Annotated in this window: 15 protein-coding genes, 3 tRNA genes and 1 pseudogene; 10 read left to right on the top strand and 9 right to left on the bottom strand. The window is 71.1% G+C overall.

From position 1 onward, the window contains the following. Window positions 1-40: 40 nt before the first annotated feature. Complete coding sequence (locus FBY22_RS34045; RefSeq protein ID WP_142151816.1) at window positions 41-562, bottom strand: hypothetical protein; 522 nt, start codon at window positions 560-562, stop codon at window positions 41-43. 281 nt (window positions 563-843) lie between these two features. Here FBY22_RS34045 and FBY22_RS34040 point away from each other — a divergent pair, with 281 nt between their 5' ends. Further along, the gene (locus FBY22_RS34040) at window positions 844-1425 is read left to right on the top strand and encodes an NADPH-dependent FMN reductase (RefSeq protein WP_142151815.1); all 582 of its coding nucleotides are present in this window, start codon (window positions 844-846) and stop codon (window positions 1423-1425) included. Window positions 1426-1501: 76 nt separating this feature from the next. On the opposite strand, the gene FBY22_RS34035 is transcribed toward FBY22_RS34040, so the two are convergent. Next, complete coding sequence (locus tag FBY22_RS34035; RefSeq protein ID WP_142151814.1) at window positions 1502-3166, bottom strand: M4 family metallopeptidase; 1665 nt, start codon at window positions 3164-3166, stop codon at window positions 1502-1504. 133 nt (window positions 3167-3299) lie between these two features. Between FBY22_RS34035 and FBY22_RS34030 the strand changes: the two genes are divergently transcribed. Further along, window positions 3300-3734 carry a gamma-glutamylcyclotransferase family protein gene (locus FBY22_RS34030; protein WP_399212307.1) on the top strand — a complete coding sequence of 145 codons (435 nt, stop codon included), beginning with the start codon at window positions 3300-3302 and terminating at the stop codon, window positions 3732-3734. On the opposite strand, the gene FBY22_RS34025 is transcribed toward FBY22_RS34030, so the two are convergent. Continuing rightward, a complete protein-coding gene (locus FBY22_RS34025; RefSeq protein WP_142151813.1) occupies window positions 3712-5832 on the bottom strand; it encodes a molybdopterin oxidoreductase family protein in 2121 nt (706 codons plus the stop codon). The genes FBY22_RS34030 and FBY22_RS34025 overlap by 23 nt on opposite strands. Before the next feature lie 102 nt (window positions 5833-5934). After that, window positions 5935-6606, bottom strand: a complete 672-nt coding sequence (locus FBY22_RS34020) for a vancomycin high temperature exclusion protein (protein WP_142151812.1) — start codon at window positions 6604-6606, stop codon at window positions 5935-5937. A gap of 213 nt (window positions 6607-6819) precedes the next feature. Here FBY22_RS34020 and FBY22_RS34015 point away from each other — a divergent pair, with 213 nt between their 5' ends. The 5 genes from FBY22_RS34015 (at window position 6820) to FBY22_RS33995 (ending at window position 13863) form a co-directional block, all read left to right on the top strand. Next, a complete protein-coding gene (locus FBY22_RS34015; protein WP_142151811.1) occupies window positions 6820-7686 on the top strand; it encodes a sirohydrochlorin chelatase in 867 nt (288 codons plus the stop codon). A gap of 61 nt (window positions 7687-7747) precedes the next feature. Beyond that, the gene (locus tag FBY22_RS34010) at window positions 7748-9007 is read left to right on the top strand and encodes a deoxyguanosinetriphosphate triphosphohydrolase (protein WP_142151810.1); all 1260 of its coding nucleotides are present in this window, start codon (window positions 7748-7750) and stop codon (window positions 9005-9007) included. A 162-nt stretch (window positions 9008-9169) separates the two neighbouring features. Next, window positions 9170-10435: an NAD(P)/FAD-dependent oxidoreductase gene (locus FBY22_RS34005; protein ID WP_142151809.1), complete on the top strand. Its 1266-nt coding sequence runs from the start codon at window positions 9170-9172 to the stop codon at window positions 10433-10435. Between the two features lie 107 nt (window positions 10436-10542). Further along, window positions 10543-12447, top strand: coding sequence for a DNA primase (gene dnaG, locus FBY22_RS34000; RefSeq protein ID WP_142151808.1), 1905 nt, complete (start codon window positions 10543-10545; stop codon window positions 12445-12447). 102 nt (window positions 12448-12549) lie between these two features. Next, window positions 12550-13863: an RNA polymerase sigma factor gene (locus FBY22_RS33995; RefSeq protein WP_142151807.1), complete on the top strand. Its 1314-nt coding sequence runs from the start codon at window positions 12550-12552 to the stop codon at window positions 13861-13863. 99 nt (window positions 13864-13962) lie between these two features. Here FBY22_RS33995 and FBY22_RS33990 read toward each other — a convergent pair whose 3' ends face one another. The 4 genes from FBY22_RS33990 to FBY22_RS33975 all read right to left on the bottom strand — a co-directional run bounded on the left by FBY22_RS33990 (window position 13963) and on the right by FBY22_RS33975 (window position 19589). Then, entirely contained in the window at window positions 13963-15894 is a 1932-nt protein-coding gene (locus FBY22_RS33990; RefSeq protein WP_142151806.1) for an ABC transporter ATP-binding protein, read from the bottom strand. Beyond that, the gene (locus FBY22_RS33985) at window positions 15894-17627 is read right to left on the bottom strand and encodes an ABC transporter ATP-binding protein (RefSeq protein ID WP_142152608.1); all 1734 of its coding nucleotides are present in this window, start codon (window positions 17625-17627) and stop codon (window positions 15894-15896) included. The genes FBY22_RS33990 and FBY22_RS33985 overlap by 1 nt, the downstream gene beginning before the upstream one ends. 163 nt (window positions 17628-17790) lie before the next feature. Continuing rightward, window positions 17791-19233 (bottom strand): FGGY family carbohydrate kinase, encoded by a 1443-nt coding sequence (locus FBY22_RS33980; protein ID WP_142151805.1) that lies wholly within the window; start codon window positions 19231-19233, stop codon window positions 17791-17793. A 50-nt stretch (window positions 19234-19283) separates the two neighbouring features. Continuing rightward, window positions 19284-19589, bottom strand: coding sequence for a YtxH domain-containing protein (locus FBY22_RS33975; protein WP_142151804.1), 306 nt, complete (start codon window positions 19587-19589; stop codon window positions 19284-19286). Window positions 19590-19723: 134 nt separating this feature from the next. Between FBY22_RS33975 and FBY22_RS33970 the strand changes: the two genes are divergently transcribed. The 3 genes from FBY22_RS33970 (at window position 19724) to FBY22_RS33960 (ending at window position 20128) form a co-directional block, all read left to right on the top strand. After that, window positions 19724-19796: transfer RNA gene (locus tag FBY22_RS33970), tRNA-Asn, on the top strand. Window positions 19797-19801: 5 nt separating this feature from the next. Beyond that, window positions 19802-19874: transfer RNA gene (locus FBY22_RS33965), tRNA-Asn, on the top strand. Between the two features lie 180 nt (window positions 19875-20054). Beyond that, window positions 20055-20128: transfer RNA gene (locus FBY22_RS33960), tRNA-Ile, on the top strand. A gap of 841 nt (window positions 20129-20969) precedes the next feature. Here the strand turns inward: FBY22_RS33960 and FBY22_RS33955 are convergent. Beyond that, a pseudogene (locus FBY22_RS33955) lies at window positions 20970-21869 on the bottom strand (SDR family oxidoreductase); the annotation flags it as partial. Between the last annotated feature and the right edge of the window lie 55 nt (window positions 21870-21924).

Here is a 21924-nt window from a genome sequence, read left to right as displayed (position 1 = left end):
GGGCATGCGGTACCGGCGGACGGACAGCGGAGGGTGTCCGTCAGATCCCGTCGCCTCTCGCCCGGCGATGCAGGAGCCAGGTACCGCCCGCGGCGGCGACGGCGAGAGCCGCCACGCCGGCCGCGGTCCGCACGGGGTCGGGGCCCATCACGCCACCGACCCCTGTCTTCACACTTCCTCGGGGCTGCACCCGGCCCCGCACCGGCGACAGCGTGACCACCAGGTCGCCGGAGGCCTCGCGGTCGCCCTCGGCGCACTTCGCGACGATCTCGTACGTGCCCGGCTGCGCGCTCGGCGGCACCCGGAACTGTCCGATCGCCTCGCCCTCGTGGGTGCTGGGCGCGAGCGTGAACGCGCCGGCGCCCACGGCCCCGGCGTCGCCCTCCGCCGTACCGGCGTCGCACGCCGAGGTGTTCACGGTGACCTGCCCGCCGGGCTCGGCCGAGGACGGATACACCTCCAGGCCGCCCTCGTCGTCGTCGGCGTAGGCGGGCGCCGCGGCGATCCCCGCGGCCGCGACGGCGAGCGCGGCGGCGGACAGCAGACGGGCGGTACGGCGCATCGGTGCTCCTCCGAGCTCTTGCTGGTGTCCTCTGCCCTTCCGAGGTAAGTGGCAGCGGAGCGAGCGCGCTTGCTGAAGGATCGTCAGAAATGGGGTGAATGGGTGTCAGGCGTGTGCGCCCACGACCCCTTCGCCGGGAGTCTCAGCAGGTCAGCGGCGTGTGGGGAGGGTCCGGCGGAAGAGCACCCGAAGGGCGCAGAGCGCACGTGTGAACGGGTGACCCGGATCCGGCGGAAGCCGGGCTTGACCTCAACCAAGCTTGAGATACGAGGCTGATCCGCATGCAGACACCCGATGCCCCTCTCCAGGTCACCGTCGTCATCGGCAGCAACCGGCACGGCCGCTTCGGCCCGGTCGTCGCCGACTGGCTCCTGACCCGCCTCCGCGACCGCGACGACCTGATCGTGGAAGTCGTGGACGTGGCCGACGCCGAACTCCCCACGACGTTCGCCCGGACTCCCGCGACGACGGCGGCCCTGTCCTCTGTCACCCCGAAACTGGCGGCGGCGGACGCCTTCGTCGTCCTCACCCCCGAGTACAACCACTCCTATCCCGCGGCCCTGAAGAACCTCATCGACTGGCACTACACGGAATGGCAGGCCAAACCGGTCGCCCTGGTCTCCTACGGCGGCGTCTCCGGCGGCCTGCGCGCGGTGGAACACCTGCGCCAGGTCTTCGCCGAGCTCCATGCCGTGACGGTGCGGGACACCGTCTCCTTCCACAACGCGGGCGGCGCCTTCGAGGACGGCCGTCCGAAGGACCCCACGGGTCCGGACGCGGCGGCGAAGACGATGCTGGACCAACTGCTCTGGTGGGCGCGCGGGTTGCGGGAGGCACGGGAGCGCAGGCCGTACGGGGGCTGAGCGGCGACTCGGGGAGACGGGACGGCCGCTCCGGTCGGACAGCACCGGAGCGGCCGCAACCCGCGGGCGGGGTCGGTCAGTTCACGTTCACGGCGCTCCAGGCCGCCGCCACCGCGTTGTACTCGGTGCTCCCGGCCCCGTACAGGTCCTTGGCCGCGTTCAGGGTCGCCGTCCGCGCGCCCGCGTAGTTCGTCGACGACGTCATGTAGACCGTCAGTGCCCGGTACCAGATCCGGCCGAGCTTGTCCCGGCCGATCCCGGTGACCGTGGAGCCGTCGGAGGTGGGCGAGTTGTAGCTGACCCCGTTGATCGTCTTCGCGCCGCTGCCCTCCGCGAGCAGGTACGCGAAGTGGTTGGCGACCCCGGAGGAGTAGTGGACGTCGAGGTTGCCGACCGAACTGCTCCAGGAGTCGGCCGAGTTGCCGTCCTTGGACGGCTTGTCCATGAACCGCAGCGCCTCCCGGCCGAAGCCGGACTTCACGATCTTCTCGCCGATGAGGTAGTCACCGGGGTCGGACGCGTTGTTCGCGTACCACTCCACCAGCGTGCCCAGGATGTCGGAGGTCGCCTCGTTCAGGCCGCCGGACTCGCCCGAGTACGTCAGGGCGGCCGTCTTGGAGGTGACGCCGTGGGTCATCTCGTGGCCGGCGACGTCGAGCGACACCAGGGGGCCGAACGTCGTGCCGTCACCGTCGCCGTAGGTCATGCAGAAGCAACTGTCGTCCCAGAACGCGTTGTTGTAGGCGTTGCCGTAGTGGACGCGGTTGTAGGAGCCCTTGCCGTCGCCGCCGATGCCGTTGCGGCCGAAGGTGTTCTTGTAGAAGTCCCAGGTGACGTTCGTGCCGTACTGGGCGTCGACCGCGGCGCTCGCGCGGTCCGAAGTCGCCCCGGTGCCCCAGTGGTTGTCGGTGTCGGTGAACACCGTCGACGGGGCGCGGCTGATGCAGATGCTCGTCAGGAAGCACAGGTCGGTCTTGTTCGCCGCGTCGCCCGTGTAGGTGTTCCCGCGGGTGGGGTCCTTGAGCTGGTACGTCGACCCCGACAGGGTCGTCTCCAGCGGAACCGTGCCGCTGTACAGCGACTTGCCGTCGCCCGTCGCGGTCTCGATGTCGTCCCAGGCGTCGATCTGCCGGCCGGTCCTCGCGTCCGTGAGCACCGTGCGGGCGACCGGGTTGCCCAGCGAGTCCTTGGCCGCCACCTGGGTGCGCCAGGCCAGCTTCGGGGTGCCGTGCAGGGCGTCGACGACCAGCTGGGGCTTGGCCGTCAGCTGCTTCAGGGTCTCGCCGAGGTTCACGGCGCGCAGGGCGTTCGCCGCGAGGTCGGCGGCCTTGGGCGCCGATATGGAGGGCACGATCGAGACCAGGGATATCTCGCTCCGCGTCGCCCGGTTCGCGCTGCGGTACTTCCCGTCCGGCGCCAGGTGGACGACGAAGTCGCCGCCCAGAACAGGCAGTTGGCGGTAGGTGCGGTCGTAGCGGACGTGCTGCGTGCCGTCCGCGTCGACGATCACGTCCCGCACGGACGTGCCCTCGGCGGACGTCAGACCCAGGCTCGCGGCATGGGCGAGCAGGGCCGAGGCCGCGTTCTCGATCGCGCCGGCTCTGGTCGGCCGGTCGGCGGCGACCGAGGCGGGGGAGAGCGCGGAGGCCAGCAGGGCGGCGGTGGTGGCGGCCACGGCGGTGGCGGCGGCGAGACGACGGGACCTGCGTGCGGTGGTGGGGTGCAGCCGGATCCGACTCATCGATCTCCTCGGTAGGGCGCCGGGAGGGCGCGTGGGGGTGGTCGGCGCTGTGTTGACCAAGATTTAAGGGGTCATGACAGGCAGCCGTAAAGAGTGCGTGTGAGGAGGTGTGTGTGGAGAGAGAATCGTTTTTGTGAGCCCCCGGCTGCCCTTCTTCGTCTACGGCACCCTCCGCCCCGGCGAGGTCAACCACGACCACTTCCTGCGCGGCCGCACCCGCGCCGAGGAACCGGGGCGGCTGACCGGTTCGGTGCTGTACGACGGCCCCGGCTACCCGTACGCCGTGGAGGCGCCCGGCGGCGGCGAGGTGCGCGGCGAGCTGGTGACCGCGTTGCCCGAGCGGTACGCGGAGTTGCTCGTCGCCCTCGACCGGCTGGAGGAGTACGCGCCCGGCGACCCCCGCAACCTCTACGAGCGCGTCGAACGCGAGGTGCGCCGCGACGCCGACGACACCCTCGTCCGCGCCTGGGTGTACGTCGCCGCCGACTCGGTCGCCGCACGCCTGCGGGCCCGGGGGCGGCCCATCGAGAGCGGGGACTGGCTGCTCAGGAGCTCCCCTCGGAGGTGACCGGCTCCAGCCGCACCGCGCACGCCTTGAACTCCGGCATCCGCGAGGTCGGGTCCAGCGCCGGGTTGGTCAGGGTGTTGGCGCGCCCCTCGCCCGGCCAGTGGAAGGGCATGAAGACCGTGTCGGGCCGGATGGCGGTCGTGATGCGGGCCGGGGCGACGGCGCGCCCGCGCCGCGACACCACCGACACCGGATCGCCCTCCGCCGCCCCGAGCCGCGCCGCCAGCCGCGGGTGCAGCTCCACGAACGGGCCCGGCGCGGCGGCGTTCAGCTCGTCCACACGGCGCGTCTGGGCACCGGACTGGTACTGCGCCACCACCCGGCCGGTCGTCAGCAGGACCGGGTACTCGTCGTCGGGCTCCTCGTCGATCGCCCGGTGCGAGACGGGCACGAACCGGGCCCGTCCGTCGGGAGTGGCGAACCGGTCGAGGAAGAGACGGGGGGTGCCCGGGTGGGCCTCCTCGGTTGCCTGCGGCGGGAGTTGGCCGGAGAGGTCCTGGGGGCACGGCCAGAACACACCGTTCTCCTCCGCCAGCCTGCGGTAGGTGATCCCGGAGTAGTCGGCGGGCCCGCCCGCGCTCGCCCGGCGCAACTCCTCGAAGACCTCCTCGGGATCGGTCGGGAAGCCCTTCTCCACGCCCAGCCGGTCGGCGAGTTCGCGCATGACCTCCAGATCGCTGCGGACGCCGACGGGCGGCGTGATCGCCCGCCGCCGCAGCAGCACCCGGCCCTCCAGGTTGGTCGTCGTGCCCGTCTCCTCCGCCCACTGCGTCACCGGCAGCACGACGTCCGCGAGCGCCGCCGTCTCCGACAGGACCACGTCGCACACGGCCAGGAAGTCGAGGGACTTCAGGCGCTCCTCCACGTGCGCGGCGTGCGGCGCCGACACCACCGGGTTCGACGCCATCAGCAACAGCGACCTGATGTCCGTCCCCAGGGCGTCCAGCAGCTCGTACGCGCTGCGCCCCGGCCCCGGCAGACTGTCCGGGTCCACGCCCCACACCTCGGCGACGTGCCGCCGCGCCGCCGGGTCGTCCAGCTTGCGGTAGCCGGGCAACTGGTCGGCCTTCTGGCCGTGTTCGCGGCCGCCCTGCCCGTTGCCCTGCCCGGTCAGACAGCCGTAACCGCTCAGCGGCCGCCCCGCCCGGCCGGTCGCCAGGCACAGGTTGATCCACGCACTCACGGTGTCCGTGCCCTTGGACTGCTGCTCCGGCCCGCGCGCCGTCAGCACCATCGCGTGCTCGGGCTCGCAGAACAGCCGTACGGTCTCCCGGAGTTGGGGAACGGACACCCCCGTGATCCGCTCCACGTACTCCGGCCAGTGCGCCATCGCCGCGGCCCGCGCGTCCTCCCAGCCGGCGGTGCGTCCGGCCACGTACTCCTCGTCGACCCGGCCCTCGGCGACGACCAGGTGCAGCAGGCCAAGGGCGAGCGCGAGGTCGGTTCCCGGCCGCGGGGCCAGGTGCAGGTCGGCCTGCTCGGCGGTCCGGGTGCGCCGCGGGTCGACGACGATCAGCGTGCCGCCGTTCTCCTTCAGCTCGGTGAAGAACCTGAGCGACGGCGGCATGGTCTCGGCAAGGTTCGACCCGACCAGGATCACGCAGCCGGTCTTCGGTATGTCCTCCAGCGGGAACGGCAGCCCCCGGTCCAGCCCGAACGCCTTCGTGCCGGCCGCCGCGGCCGACGACATGCAGAAACGCCCGTTGTAGTCGATCTGGGAGGTGCCGAGCACCACCCGCGCGAACTTGCCGAGCGTGTACGCCTTCTCGTTGGTCAGGCCGCCCCCGCCGAACACCCCGACCGCGTCCGGCCCGTGCTCCACGCGCGTCCGACGCAGCCGGCCGGCGATCCGGTCCAGTGCCTCGTCCCAGGTGGCGGGCACAAGCGTGCCCTCGGAGCGCACCAACGGGGAGGTCAGGCGCACTCGGGACGAGAGCACGGCCGGCGCGGTACGGCCCTTGCCGCACAGCGCGCCCCGGTTCACCGGGAAGTCCGTGCGCTCGCTCACCTCGACCGTGCCGTCCGCGGCGGGCGTCAGGTTCATCCCGCACTGCAGGGCGCAGTACGGGCAGTGGGTGGGCGTCACGGTGTTCTGCATACCGGCCAGCGTGCTTCGGCCGTGTTACGTGCGGCGCGGCCCCTTGTTACGCCGACGGGACGGCGGCCTCCCCGTGCCGCGCCGGCCGGCGTGAGCCCCGTGTCACCGGGCGCTCGCCAGTGCCCGCGCGACCCCCTTCTCCTTGGGCCCGAGGAACTGCGGATCGGGATGGAACACGGCGTCCAGCGCCGCCTTGCCGGCCGCGAACACCTCGCGCGTGCCCCCGTAGTACCAGGTCACGTCGTGTTTCGCGTCCACCCCGACGCCGTACGACGACACACCCGCGGCCTCGCACAGCGCCACCGCCCGCCGGATGTGGAAGCCCTGGCTGATCAGAACCGCCCGGTCCACGCCGAAGATCTTCTTGGCGCGCACGCAGGAGTCCCAGGTGTCGAAGCCCGCGTAGTCGCTGACGATCCGCCCGTCCGGCACCCCGTGCCTGGCCAGGTAGGCGCGCATGGCGTCGGGCTCGTCGTAGTCCTTGCGGCTGTTGTCGCCCGTGACGAGGACCACCTCGACGCGGTTCTCGCGGTACAGCTTCGCCGCCGCGTTGAGCCGGTTGGCCAGGTACGGCGACGGCTCGCCGTTCCACAGTCCGGCGCCGAAGACGACGGCGACCTCGGTGCGGGGCGCGTCCGCGACCGTGCCCAGCCGGCCGGCAGTGGAGACGTACAGCCACGTCATCGGAAGGAGCGCCAGCACGCACCCGGCCATCACGGCCTGCACTAGCCGCCGCTGTCCGGTACGCGTGCGTGGCAGCCGCGGTCTGCGCATCGAACGTCCCCCTCTTCCGCCTGCTTCTCGACAGTCAGAGACGTCCCGTCGAGCCCGGCGGTTCGGCAAACCCTAAGTGAGCAGGTTCACTCCGCGAGACGAAACCGCAGGTCGTGGCGGCTCACAGAGCTGCACCCGCCGCAGTGAACCGCTGGAAAAAGCCCGTCATCACCAGGCAACGGGGAGGCAACCTGCCCCGGCGAGGATCGGCGCATGACGGACAGTACGGCGCACCTCCTGAGCCAGATCGGCAGCCGGCTCGCCGGCCAGCTGAGCCTCGTCTCCCTGGACGGCCGGCGCCGCCCGGCCCCGCCCGCCTTGGTCGTCGTGGCGCACGGCAGCCGCGACCCGCGGGCCCTGAGCACCGTCCGCGCGCTCCTGGAGCGGGTCCGCGAGCGGCGCCCCGGCCTGCCCGTCCACCTGGGCCACATCGAGCTGAACGCGCCACTGCTCCCCGACACCCTGGCCGGCCTCGGCGGTCGGGAGGCGGTCCTCGTGCCCCTGCTGCTCAGCCGCGGCTACCACATCAAGCGGGACATCCCCGAGATGGCCGCCGCCTCCGATGTGCACGCGCGCGTGGCTGACGCCCTGGGCCCGCACCCGCTCCTGGTCGACGCCCTGTACGCCCGCCTCGTCGAGGCCGGCTGGCGCGCCCCCGCCGACGAGGGGACGCGGCGCGCGAGCGCGGTCGTCCTGGCCGCCGCGGGCTCCCGCGACCCCGAGTCCAGGGTCGACACAGGCCGCACGGCCGAACTTCTGGCCGACCGCCTGGGCGTCCCGGTGGTCCCGGCCTACGCCACCACGTCGGCCCCGACGGTCCCGGACGCGATCCGGGCCCTCGCGGCGAGCGGCCGTCACCGGGTCGCCGTCGCCTCCTACTTCACGGCCCCCGGCCGCTTCGCGACGGAGTGCGCGGAGGCGGCCCCCTGGATCGCCTCGGCCCCCCTGGGCACCCACCCGGCAATGGCGGAACTGCTCCTCCACCGGTACGACAGCGCCGTAAGGGGCGCGGGGCAGTGTCGATCCGCGGCTCCGCCGCGGGGCGCGACAAGCCACGCACAGCCCGCGCTCGCCATGTGAGCGATCCCGGCAAACGCTTGGGCGCACCCCAATTGTCAGTCCCTGCCCTTACTGTCGAGACATGTCGTACGACGCGCAGGCAACAGAACGCTGGGCCCCAGAACCCGACAAACGCCCCGGCCGCACCGCTTTCCAACGCGACCGTGCGCGCGTACTGCACTCCTCCGCACTCAGAAGGCTCGCCGGCAAGACCCAGGTCGTCACCCCCGGCACCCGTACCCAGGTCTGGGACGCCAGCCCCCGCACCCGCCTCACCCACTCACTGGAATGCGCGCAGGTCGGCCGCGAACTCGGCGCGGCCCTCGGCTGCGACCCCGACCTGGTGGAGGCCGCCTGCCTCTCCCACGACCTCGGCCACCCCCCGTTCGGCCACAACGGCGAACAGGCCCTCAACGAATTCGCCCACGACTGCGGCGGCTTCGAGGGCAACGCGCAGTCATTGAGGCTGCTCACCCGCATCGAGCCCAAGCGTTTCACCCCGGAGGGCTCGGTGGGCCTCAACCTCACGAGGGCCACCCTGGACGCCGCCACCAAGTACCCCTGGCCCAGGGGCGCCCACCCCACCGACCCCGCCTCGCCCAAGTTCGGTGTCTACGAGGACGACCGCCCCGTCTTCGACTGGGTCCGCAAGGAGGCCCCCGGCACCCGCTCCACCTTCGAGGCCCAGGTCATGGACTGGTCCGACGACGTGGCGTACTCCGTGCACGACGTCGAGGACGGCCTGCACGCCGGGCACATCGACCCCGACTGCCTGCACGCGGAACCCGAGCGCCAGGAGGTGTTCGCGGTGGCCCGCGGCCGCTACGTGCCCGCGGACACCGACCCGGCCGAACTCGCCGCCGCCCTCGACCGCCTGCAGGACCAGGAGTGGTGGCCGCACGGCTACGACGGAACGGCCGTCGCCCAGGCCCGTCTCAAGGACGCCACCAGCCAGCTCATCGGCCGCTTCGCCCTCGCCGCCGAGTCCGCCACCCGCGCCGCGTACGGCACGGGCCGGCTCACCCGGTACGACGCCGCACTCGTCGTACCGCGCGAGACCCGTCTGGAGTGCGCGATCCTCAAGGCCGTCGCCCACCGCTACGTGATGCAGCGCGCCGAACAGGAGCGGCTGCGCGCCGACCAGCGGATCGTCGTGGCCGAACTCGCGCAGGCGTTCACCGCGCGTGCACCCGACGGCCTGGACCCGCAGTTCCGGTCCCTGTTCGAGCAGGCCGGCGACGACCGCGCCCGCAAACGGGTGATCGTCGACCAGATCGCCTCCCTCACCGACGCCTCGGCCCGGTCGCTTCACGGACGTCTGACGGGGCAGACGAGAGACTGAGGGGGCGTGGGTGACGAGGAATGAGCCCGAATGTGACACTCCGTGGCCTGATCGGGCCACTCCCTCTTCCCCCATCACGCTCCGTGCGGGACGCTCGCATGTGGCGGCACCCACAGTGTTTTCTGGTGGGACACCCCCCAGACCCCCCGTAGGAGGCATCAAGTGGTCGACGCGGATCAGACATTCGTCATCGTCGGAGGCGGCCTCGCCGGCGCGAAGGCGGCCGAGACGCTCCGAGCGGAGGGCTTCACCGGCCGCGTGATACTGATCTGCGACGAGCGCGACCACCCGTACGAGCGTCCCCCGCTCTCCAAGGGCTACCTGCTGGGCAAGGAGGAGCGCGACAGCGTCTTCGTCCACGAACCCGCCTGGTACGCGCGCAACGACATCGAGCTGCACCTCGGCGAGACCGTCGACGCCATCGACCGCGAGGCGAAGACGGTCCGCTTCGGCGAGGACGGCACGCTCGTCCACTACGACAAGCTGCTGCTGGCCACCGGCGCGGAGCCGCGCCGCCTCGACATCCCCGGCACCGACCTCGCGGGCGTCCACCACCTGCGCCGCCTCGCCCACGCCGAACGGCTCAAGCACGTCCTCGCCGCGCTCGGCCGGGACAACGGCCACATCGTCATCGCGGGCGCCGGCTGGATCGGCCTGGAGGTCGCCGCGGCGGCCCGCGAGTACGGCGCCGAGGTCACCGTCGTCGAGCCGAACGCCACCCCGCTGCACGCGGTCCTCGGGCCCGAGCTCGGCAACCTCTTCGCCGAGCTGCACCGCGAGCACGGCGTCCGCTTCCACTTCGGCGCGCGGCTGACCGAGATCGTCGGCCAGGACGGCATGGTCCTGGCGGCCCGCACCGACGACGGCGAGGAGCACCCCGCCCACGACGTCCTCGCCGCGATCGGCGCGGCCCCGCGCACCGGCCTCGCGGAGGCGTCGGGCCTGGAGATCGCCGACCGGCAGTACGGCGGCGGCGTCGTCGTCGACGAACGGCTGCGCACCTCCGACCCCGACATCTACGCGGCCGGAGACGTCGTCTCCTTCCCGCACGCCCTGTTCGGCACCCGGCTGCGCGTCGAGCACTGGGCCAACGCCCTCAACGGCGGGCCCGCCGCGGCCCGGGCGATGCTCGGGCGGGACATCACCTACGACCGCGTGCCCTACTTCTTCTCCGACCAGTACGACCTCGGCATGGAGTACTCCGGCTGGGCGCCCCCCGGCACCTACGACGAAGTGGTCATCAGGGGAGACGCCGGCAAGCGCGAGTTCATCGCCTTCTGGGTCAAGGACGGCAGGGTGCTGGCCGGGATGAACGTGAACGTGTGGAACGTCACGGACCCCATCCAGAAGCTGATCCGTTCCAGGACCCGGGTGAACTCCGACTCCCTGGCGGACCCGCACGTTCCGCTCGAAAGCCTCGTCTCTTGAGTGTCGGTCCGTCCCCGTCCTGCAATCCCCCGGGGGACAACCCCCGGACCCCCGGCCGAGGGCCGTCTCGCCCCAGGAGTGTCAGTTCTGACCCGTAGAATCACCCTGTGGCAGGACGGATCAACGACGAGGACGTGAAGGCGGTACGGGACGCGGTCCCGATCGACGCCGTGGTGTCCGAGTACCTCCAGCTGCGCAACGCGGGCGGGGGCAACCTCAAGGGCCTGTGCCCGTTCCACGACGAGAAGTCGCCGTCCTTCCAGGTCAGTCCGAGCAAGGGACTCTTCCACTGCTTCGGCTGCCAGGAGGGCGGCGACACCATCACGTTCGTGATGAAGGTCGACCACCTGTCCTTCTCCGAGGCGGTCGAGCGCCTGGCCGCCCAGGCCGGCATCACCCTGCGCTACGAGGAGGGCGGCTACAACCCCTCCCACCAGCGCGGCGAACGCATCCGCCTGGTCGAGGCGCACAAGATCGCCGCCGAGTGGTACGCCGAACAGCTCGCCACCAGCCCCGAGGCCGACACCGGCCGGATCTTCCTCGCCGAGCGCGGCTTCGACCAGGCCGCCGCCCAGCACTTCTCCGTCGGCTACAGCCCCCAGGGCTGGGACCACCTCACCCGCTTCCTGCGCGGCAAGGGCTTCACCGACAAGGAGCTCGTCCTCTCCGGCCTCTCCCAGGAGGGCCGCCGCGGCCCCATCGACCGCTTCCGCGGCCGTCTGATGTGGCCCATCCGCGACATCGGCGGAGACGTCGTCGGCTTCGGCGCGCGCAAGCTCTACGAGGCCGACAACGGCCCCAAGTACCTCAACACCCCCGACACGGCGATCTACCGGAAGTCCCAGGTCCTGTACGGCATCGACCTGGCGAAGAAGGACATCGCCAAGGCCAGCCGCGCCGTCGTCGTCGAGGGCTACACCGACGTCATGGCCTGCCACCTCGCCGGGGTGACCACGGCCATCGCCACCTGCGGCACCGCCTTCGGCGGCGACCACATCAAGATCCTGCGCCGGCTGCTGATGGACAACGGCTCGGCCCGGGTGATCTTCACCTTCGACGGCGACGCGGCCGGCCAGAAGGCGGCCCTGCGGGCCTTCGAGGACGACCAGAAGTTCGCCGCCGAGACCTACATCGCGATCGCGCCGGACGGCATGGACCCCTGCGAGCTGCGCCTGGCCAAGGGCGACGAGGCCGTCGCCGACCTGGTCGAACCCCGCACCCCGCTCTTCGAGTTCGCGCTGCGCCAGATCGTCGTCCGCTACGACCTCGACACCCCCGCCGGCCGTGCCGCCGCCCTCGACGAGGCGGCGCCCATCGTGGCCCGCATCAAGAACAGCGGTGCCCAGCACGAGGTCGCCGTCCAGCTCGCCGGCATGCTCGGCATCCTCGACACCCAGTTCGTCGTCAAGCGCGTCGCCCAGCTCGCCCGCTGGGCCCGCGACCGCGGCGGCAAGGGCCCCGCGCCGAGTGGCCGCGGCCCGCAGCAGCCCTATGACGCCGCCCCGCGCCCCAACGCCTCCGGCCCCGCCCTCACCCTCCGCAACCCCGTCTACGCCACCGAACGCGAACTGCTCAAGCTCGCCCTCCAGCGGCCGGAACTGGTCTCCCCGGCCTTCGACGCCTACGGCGCCGACGAGTTCACCGCCGCGCCCTACGCCGCCGTACGCCAGGCGATCATGGACGCGGGCGGCGCCGAGTACGGCGTACAGGACCCACAGGACTACCTGGTCAGGGTGCGCGAGGCCGCCCCGGACGACACCGTGCGCGCCATGGTCACCGAGCTGGCCGTGGAGGCGATCATGCGCAAGACGGTCGACGAGGTGTACGCGGGCGCCCAGCTGGTCACCGTCCGCCGCCGGGCCGTCGACCGCCGGGTCCGTGACATCACCTCCACCCTCGCGCGCCTCGGCACCTCCGGCGACCCCGCCCAACTGGCCGCCGTACAGAACGAGTTGTGGGTCCTCCAGCAGTACGACCAGGCCCTGCGCGAACACGGCGCCGCCGCTCTCTGAGGCATCGGGACGGCAGGGTAACCGGCCGGTCACGGGCCGATTGCAAAAAGTCACCGCACGCCCCTCGTGGCGACGATGTGTCGTACTCCACACTGGGTTCCGGTGCCTGAGTCCTCGGAGCGCGGCCGATCCGTCCCGTACGGGTCACAGACCCCCGCGGTTCCGCTCAACGCGTACGGGACGGACAGCGGCGAGGCCGTCGACTCCGCCCCCGAAGTACCGCTGCCGCACCCCCTGGCAGCGATCATCCTGGAGGTCGCCCGCGTGCAGACCCAGACCCTCACCCAGACCGACACCGGCAACGACGTCACGGAGCCGGACGCGGAGGCCGACGTCCTCGTCGCGGTCCCCCCGCAGACCCGTGTCGTGCACCATCCAGAGGCGGACCCCGTGGAACCCGAAGGGCCGCCCGAGGCGGCCGAACCCCCCGCCGAGGCACTGGAGACGGAGACTCCGGAGCCCGTGGAGACGCCCGCCGTGGAGCGGGCCCGTGCCGACACCGGCGGACCGTCCTCGGACCTGTTCCGCCAGTACCTCCGCGAGATCGGCCGCATCCCGCTGCTCACGGCCGCCGAGGAGGTCGAGCTGGCCCGCCGGGTCGAGGCCGGCCTGTTCGCCGAGGAGAAGCTGAGCAACACCCCCGACCTGGACAGCGAGTTGGCGCTGGACCTGGACCGCCTGGTCGTCATGGGCCGCATGGCCAAGCGCCGCCTCATCGAGGCGAACCTGCGGCTGGTGGTGTCCGTGGCGAAGCGGTACGTCGGCCGCGGCCTGACCATGCTCGACCTCGTCCAGGAGGGGAACCTCGGCCTGATCAGGGCGGTCGAGAAGTTCGACTACGCCCGCGGGTACAAGTTCTCGACCTACGCCACCTGGTGGATCCGGCAGGCCATGTCCCGGGCGCTGGCCGACCAGGCCCGCACCATCCGGGTCCCGGTCCACGTCGTCGAGCTGATCAACCGCGTCGTGCGCGTCCAGCGCCGGATGCTTCAGGAACGGGGCTACGAGCCGACCCCCGAGGAGGTCGCCGCCCACCTCGACCTGGCGCCCGAGCGCGTCGGCGAGGTGCTCCGCCTGGCCCAGGAGCCGGTCTCCCTGCACGCCCCGGTGGGCGAGGAGGACGACGTGGCCCTCGGCGACCTGATCGAGGACGGCGACGCGGCGAGCCCCGTGGAGTCGGCCGCGTTCCTGCTGCTCAGGGAGCACCTGGAGGCGGTGCTGTCGACGCTGGGGGAGCGGGAGCGCAAGGTCGTACAGCTGCGGTACGGGCTGGCCGACGGCCGGCCGCGCACGCTGGAGGAGATCGGGCGCATCTTCGGGGTGACCCGGGAGCGGATACGCCAGATCGAGTCCAAGACCCTGAACAAGCTACGGGACCACGCCTTCGCGGACCAGCTGCGGGGCTATCTGGATTGATGCCGGGTGCGGGTGTGTGGGGGCTGGTCGCGCCCACGCGGCGGAGCCGCATGTCGATGCGGCCCCGCGCCCCTCGAGGTCGGACCAGCCCCCGGTGTGTCAGTCCACTTCCGCGACCGCTTGCGCGAACTGCGCCTTGTACAGCCGCGCGTAGGCCCCGTCGGCCGCCAACAGGTCGGTGTGCGCGCCCTGTTCGACGATCGAGCCGTTCTCCATCACCAGGATCGTGTCCGCGTCCCGGATGGTCGACAGCCGGTGCGCGATCACGAACGAGGTCCGCCCGTGGGCGAGTTTGGCCATCGCCTTCTGGATCAGCACCTCGGTACGGGTGTCGACCGACGAGGTCGCCTCGTCGAGCACCAGGATCACCGGGTCGGACAGGAACGCCCGCGCGATGGTGATCAGCTGCTTCTCACCGGCGCTGACGCCGGAGCCCTCGTCGTCGATCACGGTGTCGTAGCCGTCGGGCAGCGTACGGATGAACCGGTCGGCGTGCGCGGCCCGCGCCGCCTCCTCGATCTCGCCCCGGGTGACCTCGCGCGAGGCGCCGTACGCGATGTTCTCCGCGATCGTGCCGCCGAACAGCCAGGTGTCCTGCAGCACCATGCCGATCCGGGCCCGCAGCTCGTCCCGGGACATCGTGGCGACGTCCACGCCGTCGAGGGTGATGCGGCCGCCGGAGACGTCGTAGAACCGCATGAGCAGGTTGACCAGGGTGGTCTTGCCGGCGCCGGTCGGGCCGACGATGGCGACCGTGTGGCCCGGTTCCGCCTTCAGCGAGAGGTCCTCGATCAGCGGCTTCTCGGGGTCGTAGCGGAAGGAGATGTTCTGCAGCTCCACCAGTCCCCGCAGCTCCTCGGGCCGGGCGCCCTCGACCGGATCCGCCTCCTGCTCCTCCGCGTCCAGGAGTTCGAAGATCCGCTCGGCCGAGGCCACACCCGACTGCACCAGGTTCGCCATGGACGCGACCTGCGTCAGCGGCATCGAGAACTGCCGCGAGTACTGGATGAAGGCCTGCACGTCACCGATGGACAGGGCGCCCGAGGCGACCCGCAGACCACCGACCACCGCCACGAGTACGTAGTTGAGGTTGGAGACGAACATCATCAGCGGCTGCATGATCCCGCTGTTGAACTGCGCCTTGAACCCGGCCTCGTACAGCGCCTCGTTCTGCTCGGCGAACTGCTGCGCCGACTCGTCCTGCCGCCCGAACACCTTCACCAGGGTGTGCCCGGTGTACATCTCCTCGATATGGGCGTTCAGCTTGCCGGTGGAGCGCCACTGCTGCACGAAGTGCGGCTGCGAGCGCTTGCCGACGCGCGTGGCGACGACGAACGACAGCGGCACGGTCACCAGGGCCACCAGCGCCAGCAGCCACGACACCCAGAACATCACCGCGAGCACACCGATGATGGTCAGCAGCGAGTTGATGAGCTGGCCCATCGACTGCTGCAGCGTCTGGCCGATGTTGTCGATGTCGTTGGTGGCCCGGCTGAGCACCTCGCCGCGCTGCCGCTTGTCGAAGTACGACAGCGGCAGCCGCGACAGCTTCGTCTGCACGTTCTCCCGCAGCCGGTACATCGTGCGGTTGACGGCCCGGTTCACCAGCCGGGTCGCCACCGCCATCAGCAGACCGGCGACCACGAACGTGCACAGCACGAGCAGCAGGACGCGGCCCACCGCGTCGAAGTCGATGCCCTTGCCCGGCGTGAAGTCGGTGCTGCGCAGCATGTCGGCGACCTGGCCCTGACCCCGCGCGCGCATGGAGTCCAGCACCTGTTCCTTGGTGGCACCCGACGGCATCTGCCGCCCGACGATCCCGGCGAACACCAGGTCGGTGGCCTTGCCGAGGATCTTCGGCCCGATCACGTTGAGCCCGACACTGACGACCACGCAGCACAGCAGCACGTAGATCGTCAGCCGCTCCGGCTTGAACTGCGCGATCAGGCGCCGGCCCGACACCTTGAAGTCCATCGAACGGCTGTCGGGACCGCCGCCCTGACCCATCATCCGCGCCATCGGCCCGGCCATCAGGCAGCCTCCGCTTCCGTCAGCTGGGAGAGCACGATCTCCCGGTAGGTCTCGTTGTCCGCCATCAGCTCGTGGTGCCGGCCGGTGCCGACGACGCGTCCCTCGTCGAGGACGACGATCCGGTCGGCGTCCCGGATGGTCGCCACGCGCTGGGCGACGATCACGACGGTGGCCTCGGCGGTCTCCTCGGCGAGCGCCGCGCGCAGGGCCGCGTCGGTCGCGTAGTCGAGGGCGGAGAAGGAGTCGTCGAAGAGGTAGATCTCCGGCCGCTGCACCAGTGTGCGGGCGATCGCGAGCCGCTGCCGCTGACCGCCGGAGACGTTCGTACCGCCTTGCGCGATCGGCGCGTTCAGCCCGCCCTCCAGCTTGGTGACGAAGTCCTTGGCCTGCGCCACCTCCAGCGCGTGCCACAGTTCCTCGTCCGTGGCGTCCGGGTTGCCGTAGCGCAGGTTGGTCGCGACCGTCCCCGCGAACAGGTACGGCTTCTGCGGGACCAGGCCGACCGTCTTCGCGAGCAGCTTGGGCTCGATGGTCGCCACGTCGGTGCCGTCGACCAGGACCTCCCCGTCGGTCGCGTCGAACAGGCGGGGGACCAGGCCGAGCAGGGTGGACTTGCCGCTGCCGGTCGAGCCGATGACGGCGGTGACCTCCCCGGGCCGGGCGACCAGATCGACGGCCTTGAGCACCGGCTCCTCGGCGCCCGGGTAGCGGAAGCCCGCGCCCCGGATCTCCAGGTGTCCGTGCCTGCGCAGCTCCACCACCGGCGCCGTCGGCGGGACCACGCTCGACGACGTGCCGAGGACCTCCTCGATGCGCTCGGCGCACACCTCAGCGCGCGGCACCATCATGAACATGAAGGTGGCCATCATCACGGACATCACGATCTGCATGAGGTAGGCGAGGAAGGCGGTCAGGTCGCCGATCTGCATCCCGCCGCTGTCGATGCGGTGGGCGCCGAACCACACCACCGCGATGGACGACAGGTTCACCACCGTCATGACGATCGGAAACATCAGCGCGAGCATGTTGCCGGTGGCCAGCTGCATCTCGGTGAGATCGCCGTTGGCCTTCCCGAACCGCTCCTTCTCGTACTCGTCCCGGACGAAGGCCCTGATCACACGGTTGCCGGTGATCTGCTCGCGCAGTACTCGGTTGACGGTGTCCAGGCGGGTCTGCATGGCCCGGAACAGCGGCCGCAGCCGCCGCACGATCAACGTCACGCAGATGCCCAGCGTCGGCACCACGGCGACCAGTACCGCGGACAGCGGCACGTCCAGGCCGAGCGCGAGGACGATGCCGCCCACGCACATGATCGGCGCCGACACCATCAGCGTGAACGTCATCAGGGCCAGCATCTGGACCTGCTGGACGTCGTTGGTGGTCCGGGTGATCAGCGAGGGTGCCCCGAAGTGGCCGACCTCCCGCGAGGAGAAGGACTGCACCCGGTCGAACACCGCGGCGCGCACGTCCCGGCCGACGGCCGCCGCGGTCCGGGCGCCGTAGTACACGGCCCCCATGTTGCACACGACCTGGGCCAGCGAGATGCCGATCATCAGCGCGCCGAAGGAGAGGATGTAGCCGGTGTCGCCCTTGACGACACCGTTGTCGATGATGTGCGCGTTCAGCGTCGGCAGGTAGAGGGTGGCGCAGGTCTGCAGGAACTGCAGCAGCACCACCGCGGCGATGGGTTTCTTGTACGGCCTGAGATAGGTCCGTAGAAGTCGTATGAGCACGCTGCGTCTCTCGGAGTCGGCGGTGGGGGCGGGTTCGTTGCCCGTGGCCCCCATCGTCGAACATTCCCCCCGCGTTACCTCAACCGATTAAGCCGAGAGCAGCGTCTCATGCGGCCTTCCGGGTGGGCCTCCTACCGGATCCTTACGTTCCGCTGCCGATCCGCTATGTCCGGAACGCCCCGGGATGGGTCTGCTCGCGCACCGACACGTACTGCTGCCGCACCGCCTGCCCGACCGCCAGCTCCTCACCGGGCTCCAGCACCTGCGCGGCCGCGCCCTGCCAGGCCGGCGGATTGCGCGGGTCCAGCGCGCCCTGCGACACCCCCAGCGCCCACGCGGCCTGCCGTGCGGCACCGATCGCCGCGTAGTCCGCGGGCTGCGGTACGACGACCTGCGCGCCGAACAGGGCGGGCGCGGCGGCCTGCACGGCGGGCAGCTCGGCGGCCGCCCCCAGCAGGAAGATCCGCCGTACGTCGACGCCCCGGCCGCGCAGCACGTCCAGTGCGTCGGCGAGCCCGCACAGCATGCCCTCGAACGCGGCCCGGGCGAGGTGCTCGGGCTTCATCGACTCCCGGCGCAGGCCCGCGAGGGTCCCCGCGGTGTGCGGCAGGCTGGGCGTCCGCTCGCCCTCCAGATACGGCAGCAGCACCAGTCCGTGCGAGCCGGGCGTCGACTTCATCGCCAGGTCGGACAGGCTCTCCAGGTCCGACAGGCCGAGCAGTTCGGCGGTCCCGCGCAGGGTCCGTACGGCGTTCAGGGTGGTGACCACGGGCAGGTGCATGCCGGTCGCGTCGGCGAGGGCGGTGATCATCCCGGTGCCGTCGACGAGGGCCTCGGGATGCACGGCCATCACGGACCCCGAGGCACCCAGCGAGACGACCGCGTCGCCCAGCCCGATGCCGAGCCCGAAGGCGGCGGCCATGGTCCCGCCGGTCCCGGCGGAGATCAGCAGCCCCTCCGGAGTCGTACCGGCCGCCTCCGCCGGACCGATCACCTCGGGCAGCATGACCTGGTGACCCAGCGCCAGCTCCACCAGGTCGGTGCGGTAGGAACCGGTGGCCGCCGACCAGTAGCCGGTCCCTGAGGCGCCGCCCCGGTCGGTGGTCCTGCGTACGGGCCGCCCGAGCAGCTGCCACACCAGCCAGTCGTGGGCCTGCATCAGGATCGCGGCGCGCAGGGCGGCGTCGGGCTCGTTCTTGGCGAGCCAGCGCAGCTTGGTCACCGGCTGCGCGGCCTGCGGCACGGACCCCACGGCTTGCGCCCAGGACTCGCGCCCGCCGAGCGCGTCGATCAGATCCGCCGCGGCGACCTGCGTCCGCCTGTCGCCGCCGACCATCGCCGGGCGCACCGTGTTGCCCTGCGCGTCCAGCGCGATCACCGCGTTCTGCTGCGCCGACACGCCGATGGCCTGCACGCCTTCGAGGAGCCCGCCGCCGGCCGCCTCCCCGAGGGAGAGCAGCCAGGCCTGCGGGTCGACGTCGGCGGGGCGGTCACCGTCCACCGGGTGGGGGGCATACCCCTGCCGGAGCACGGCGCCCGTGTCCGTGTCGCAGACGACGATGCGAGTGAAATCGGGCGAACTGTCCAACCCGGCGACTATCCCCATGGCGAAAATTCTATGGGCGAAGGGCCGCGGGGGTTCGCGGAGCCGTACGCCTAGGTGTTGCTGGTGCCCCAGTCGTCCTCGCCCGTGCCGTTGGTGTGCCGGCCCTTCAGCGAGCGCACCCGGTCCGTCACCGAGTCCGGCACCCGGTCCCCGACCTTGTCGCTGACCACGTGGTACGCCTTGCCCGCGAACTGGCGGCCCTGCTGGGCGGCCGTCTCTGCGGTGTTGCGGACCGCCGGGTTCTGGGCGACCTGGCGCGCGGACTTCTTCAGTTGCTCGTAGCGTTCGCGTCCGGCGCGTGTGCCCAGGACGTAACCCAGAGCCAGGCCGACGACGAACGTGAGCTTGTAGCGCATGAGGGAGCCACCCTTCCGTCCGTGGGGGATACCGATTGGCGGAGCACCCCCCTGCTTGCGCTAATGTATGTGTCGCAGCGAGCGCCCGCCCCCTGGCGAATACCCAGGTAGGTACGTTCGATGCAACGAGGCATTCCTCCGTAGCTCAATTGGCAGAGCAGCCGGCTGTTAACCGGCAGGTTACTGGTTCGAGTCCAGTCGGGGGAGCTCGGTCCTCCGTAGCTCAATTGGCAGAGCAGCCGGCTGTTAACCGGCAGGTTACTGGTTCGAGTCCAGTCGGGGGAGCATGCTGAACGAGGACCCCGCCGGGGTCCTTTTTCATGTCCGACCGTGTGTCGGCGGAACCATGCAGGTCACGGGGGGAGTCTTGAAGGGCATGCGAAGTCGCCCCTGCGAAGCAGGAGATCGTATGAGCGGCTATGCTGCGGCAGACGGCGCGCACACATGTACGCGACACGCCGCTATGGGGCGGTAGCTCAGCCGGTTAGAGCAGCGGACTCATAATCCGTCGGCCGTGGGTTCGAGTCCCACCCGCCCCACCTTTGCAGGCCTCTGACCTGCGAAAACGTTCATTTTCGGGTGTCGGGGCGTCAACTTCGCCTGGACGGACTGAATCCGCTGCTCGTGGGTTTGGAGTCGGCCGTGCTCGGGGGACTCCAACCCCTCTGACCTGCGGCTGAGTAGATGATCGAGGGCGTCGCTCGCGGTCCGGGCGACTGCGTCGAGGGCCGAGCCAAGACCCAGGGGCCCTACAGGGGCCGGGACGGCGCAGACGTGTCCAGGACGACGGTGTCTCGGAGTCGATTCGTTGTCCCATTTGATGGTGACGCGGCTGGGGCAGCCATCCACAGGGTGGCCAGCTGAGTATCGGGCCGGCGGCGGAGGCAGTGCGGATACCGGCGCGGCGGGTGCGCGGACGCGGGTAGGGCTAGGGCGACGTCGGCTGCGGTCTGTGCTGTGGAGAGCCTGTCGCTGCTGAGGAAGTGTCCCGGCGATGGCCGAGGGGCAAGGAAACGGCCCGGAGGGGAAACGGCCCCGATGGGTTACTCGACCCTTTCTCGTCTGGACCCCCGTGGTGACCGGGGCAAGCCGGGCAGCGGCTGCTTTGCGGGCCGCTCAGGCGCAGGCGCAGCCTGCGCTGATGATCCGGTCGTACGAGGGTGGACCTGCTGCGGTGGTAGCGGTTCCTGACGGCCAGGAGTTCTCCAGGGGAGCGACTGTGGCGCGAGGCCGGCCGAGGGGGCTTCATGCAGCTCAGCGCCGGTTCCGTTGACGCTGACAAGTGCAACAGGTGTCGTGGTATAGCCAGTTCAGTTGAAGCTCGGCTGCAGCCGACCCGGGCAGGTCCCATTCCTGGTACGGGGAACGTGTGGCGCCCTGTCACAACGGGCCTGGGCGGCGGGACCGGCGTGCGGGCCTGTCCCGGTGCTGCGCCATGCCCAGCTCGTCGGTGTACCGGGCGAGGGCGTCCTCGGCCGTGGGGACGGGGCCGAACAGTTGCTCCTGGCGGCGGGGGTCGGCGACGTAGCGGCCGGTCTCGAACCAGCGGAACATCGCGGCCATGTCCTTGATCAGGGGCATGAAGCGGCCGGCGACGGCTCCTGCGGCGCGGGTGACGGCGGACGGGAGGGCCCACACCTTGATCTTCTTTCCGGCCCGGCTGCCCATTACGTCGGCCACCTCTCGCATGCTGACCGGACGGTCCCAACCGATGTCGATCCGCTCACCGGCCTCGGCCTCGGCGTCGACCGCGGCTGCCAGATACGCCGCGAGATCGGAGGTGTGGACGAAGGTCAGCGGGACGGTGGCCTTGCCGATCCACACCATGCGGCCCTTGTCGACCGGGTCGCCCGCCATGCTCGCGACCTGGTCGAGAAACGCCCCCGGGCGCAGTGCGACGAACGGGACGCCGAGCTGTTCGAGCTTGTCCTCGGCGAGCTTCTTGTGCCAGAAGTGCGGGACTTGGGGCGTCTGGTCGCTGGTGAGGATGCTGGTCAGGACGAACCGCCGGATGCCGGTGCGGTGGGCGGCCTCGGCGAGGTTGGCGTTGCCGACGGTGTCGATGTCGTGCGCGTTCTTGCCGCCGCGGGTGTAGCCGGCAGCGGTGGTGATGACGGCATCGGCGCCGTTCATGGCGGCGACGAGCGAGTCGAGGTCGAGCATGTCGCCGCGGGCGATCTCGGCACCCCGCCTTTCGAGCCTGCTCGCGTCGGTGGTCGGCCGGACCAGAGCGCGGACGTTCTTACCGCGCTTGAGCAGTTCGTCGACGACCTTACCGCCGAGGGAGCCGGTCCTTCATGAGCCGAGTGCGCTGCAGCACTGTCCACTCGCAGGA

Source organism: Streptomyces sp. SLBN-31 (assembly GCF_006715395.1).
Lineage (GTDB): Bacteria > Actinomycetota > Actinomycetes > Streptomycetales > Streptomycetaceae > Streptomyces.
This window is presented reverse-complemented; position numbering and strand designations above follow the sequence as displayed.

Bases quoted from the DNA above. Each gene is read 5' to 3' on its own strand.
- FBY22_RS34045 (WP_142151816.1), bottom strand. From the start codon at position 562: ATGCGCCGTACCGCCCGTCTGCTGTCCGCCGCCGCGCTCGCCGTCGCG.
- FBY22_RS34040 (WP_142151815.1), top strand. From the start codon at position 844: ATGCAGACACCCGATGCCCCTCTCCAGGTCACCGTCGTCATCGGCAGC.
- FBY22_RS34035 (WP_142151814.1), bottom strand. From the start codon at position 3,166: ATGAGTCGGATCCGGCTGCACCCCACCACCGCACGCAGGTCCCGTCGT.
- FBY22_RS34025 (WP_142151813.1), bottom strand. From the start codon at position 5,832: ATGCAGAACACCGTGACGCCCACCCACTGCCCGTACTGCGCCCTGCAG.
- FBY22_RS34020 (WP_142151812.1), bottom strand. From the start codon at position 6,606: ATGCGCAGACCGCGGCTGCCACGCACGCGTACCGGACAGCGGCGGCTA.
- FBY22_RS34015 (WP_142151811.1), top strand. From the start codon at position 6,820: ATGACGGACAGTACGGCGCACCTCCTGAGCCAGATCGGCAGCCGGCTC.
- FBY22_RS34010 (WP_142151810.1), top strand. From the start codon at position 7,748: ATGTCGTACGACGCGCAGGCAACAGAACGCTGGGCCCCAGAACCCGAC.
- FBY22_RS33990 (WP_142151806.1), bottom strand. From the start codon at position 15,894: ATGGCCGGGCCGATGGCGCGGATGATGGGTCAGGGCGGCGGTCCCGAC.
- FBY22_RS33980 (WP_142151805.1), bottom strand. From the start codon at position 19,233: ATGGGGATAGTCGCCGGGTTGGACAGTTCGCCCGATTTCACTCGCATC.
- FBY22_RS33975 (WP_142151804.1), bottom strand. From the start codon at position 19,589: ATGCGCTACAAGCTCACGTTCGTCGTCGGCCTGGCTCTGGGTTACGTC.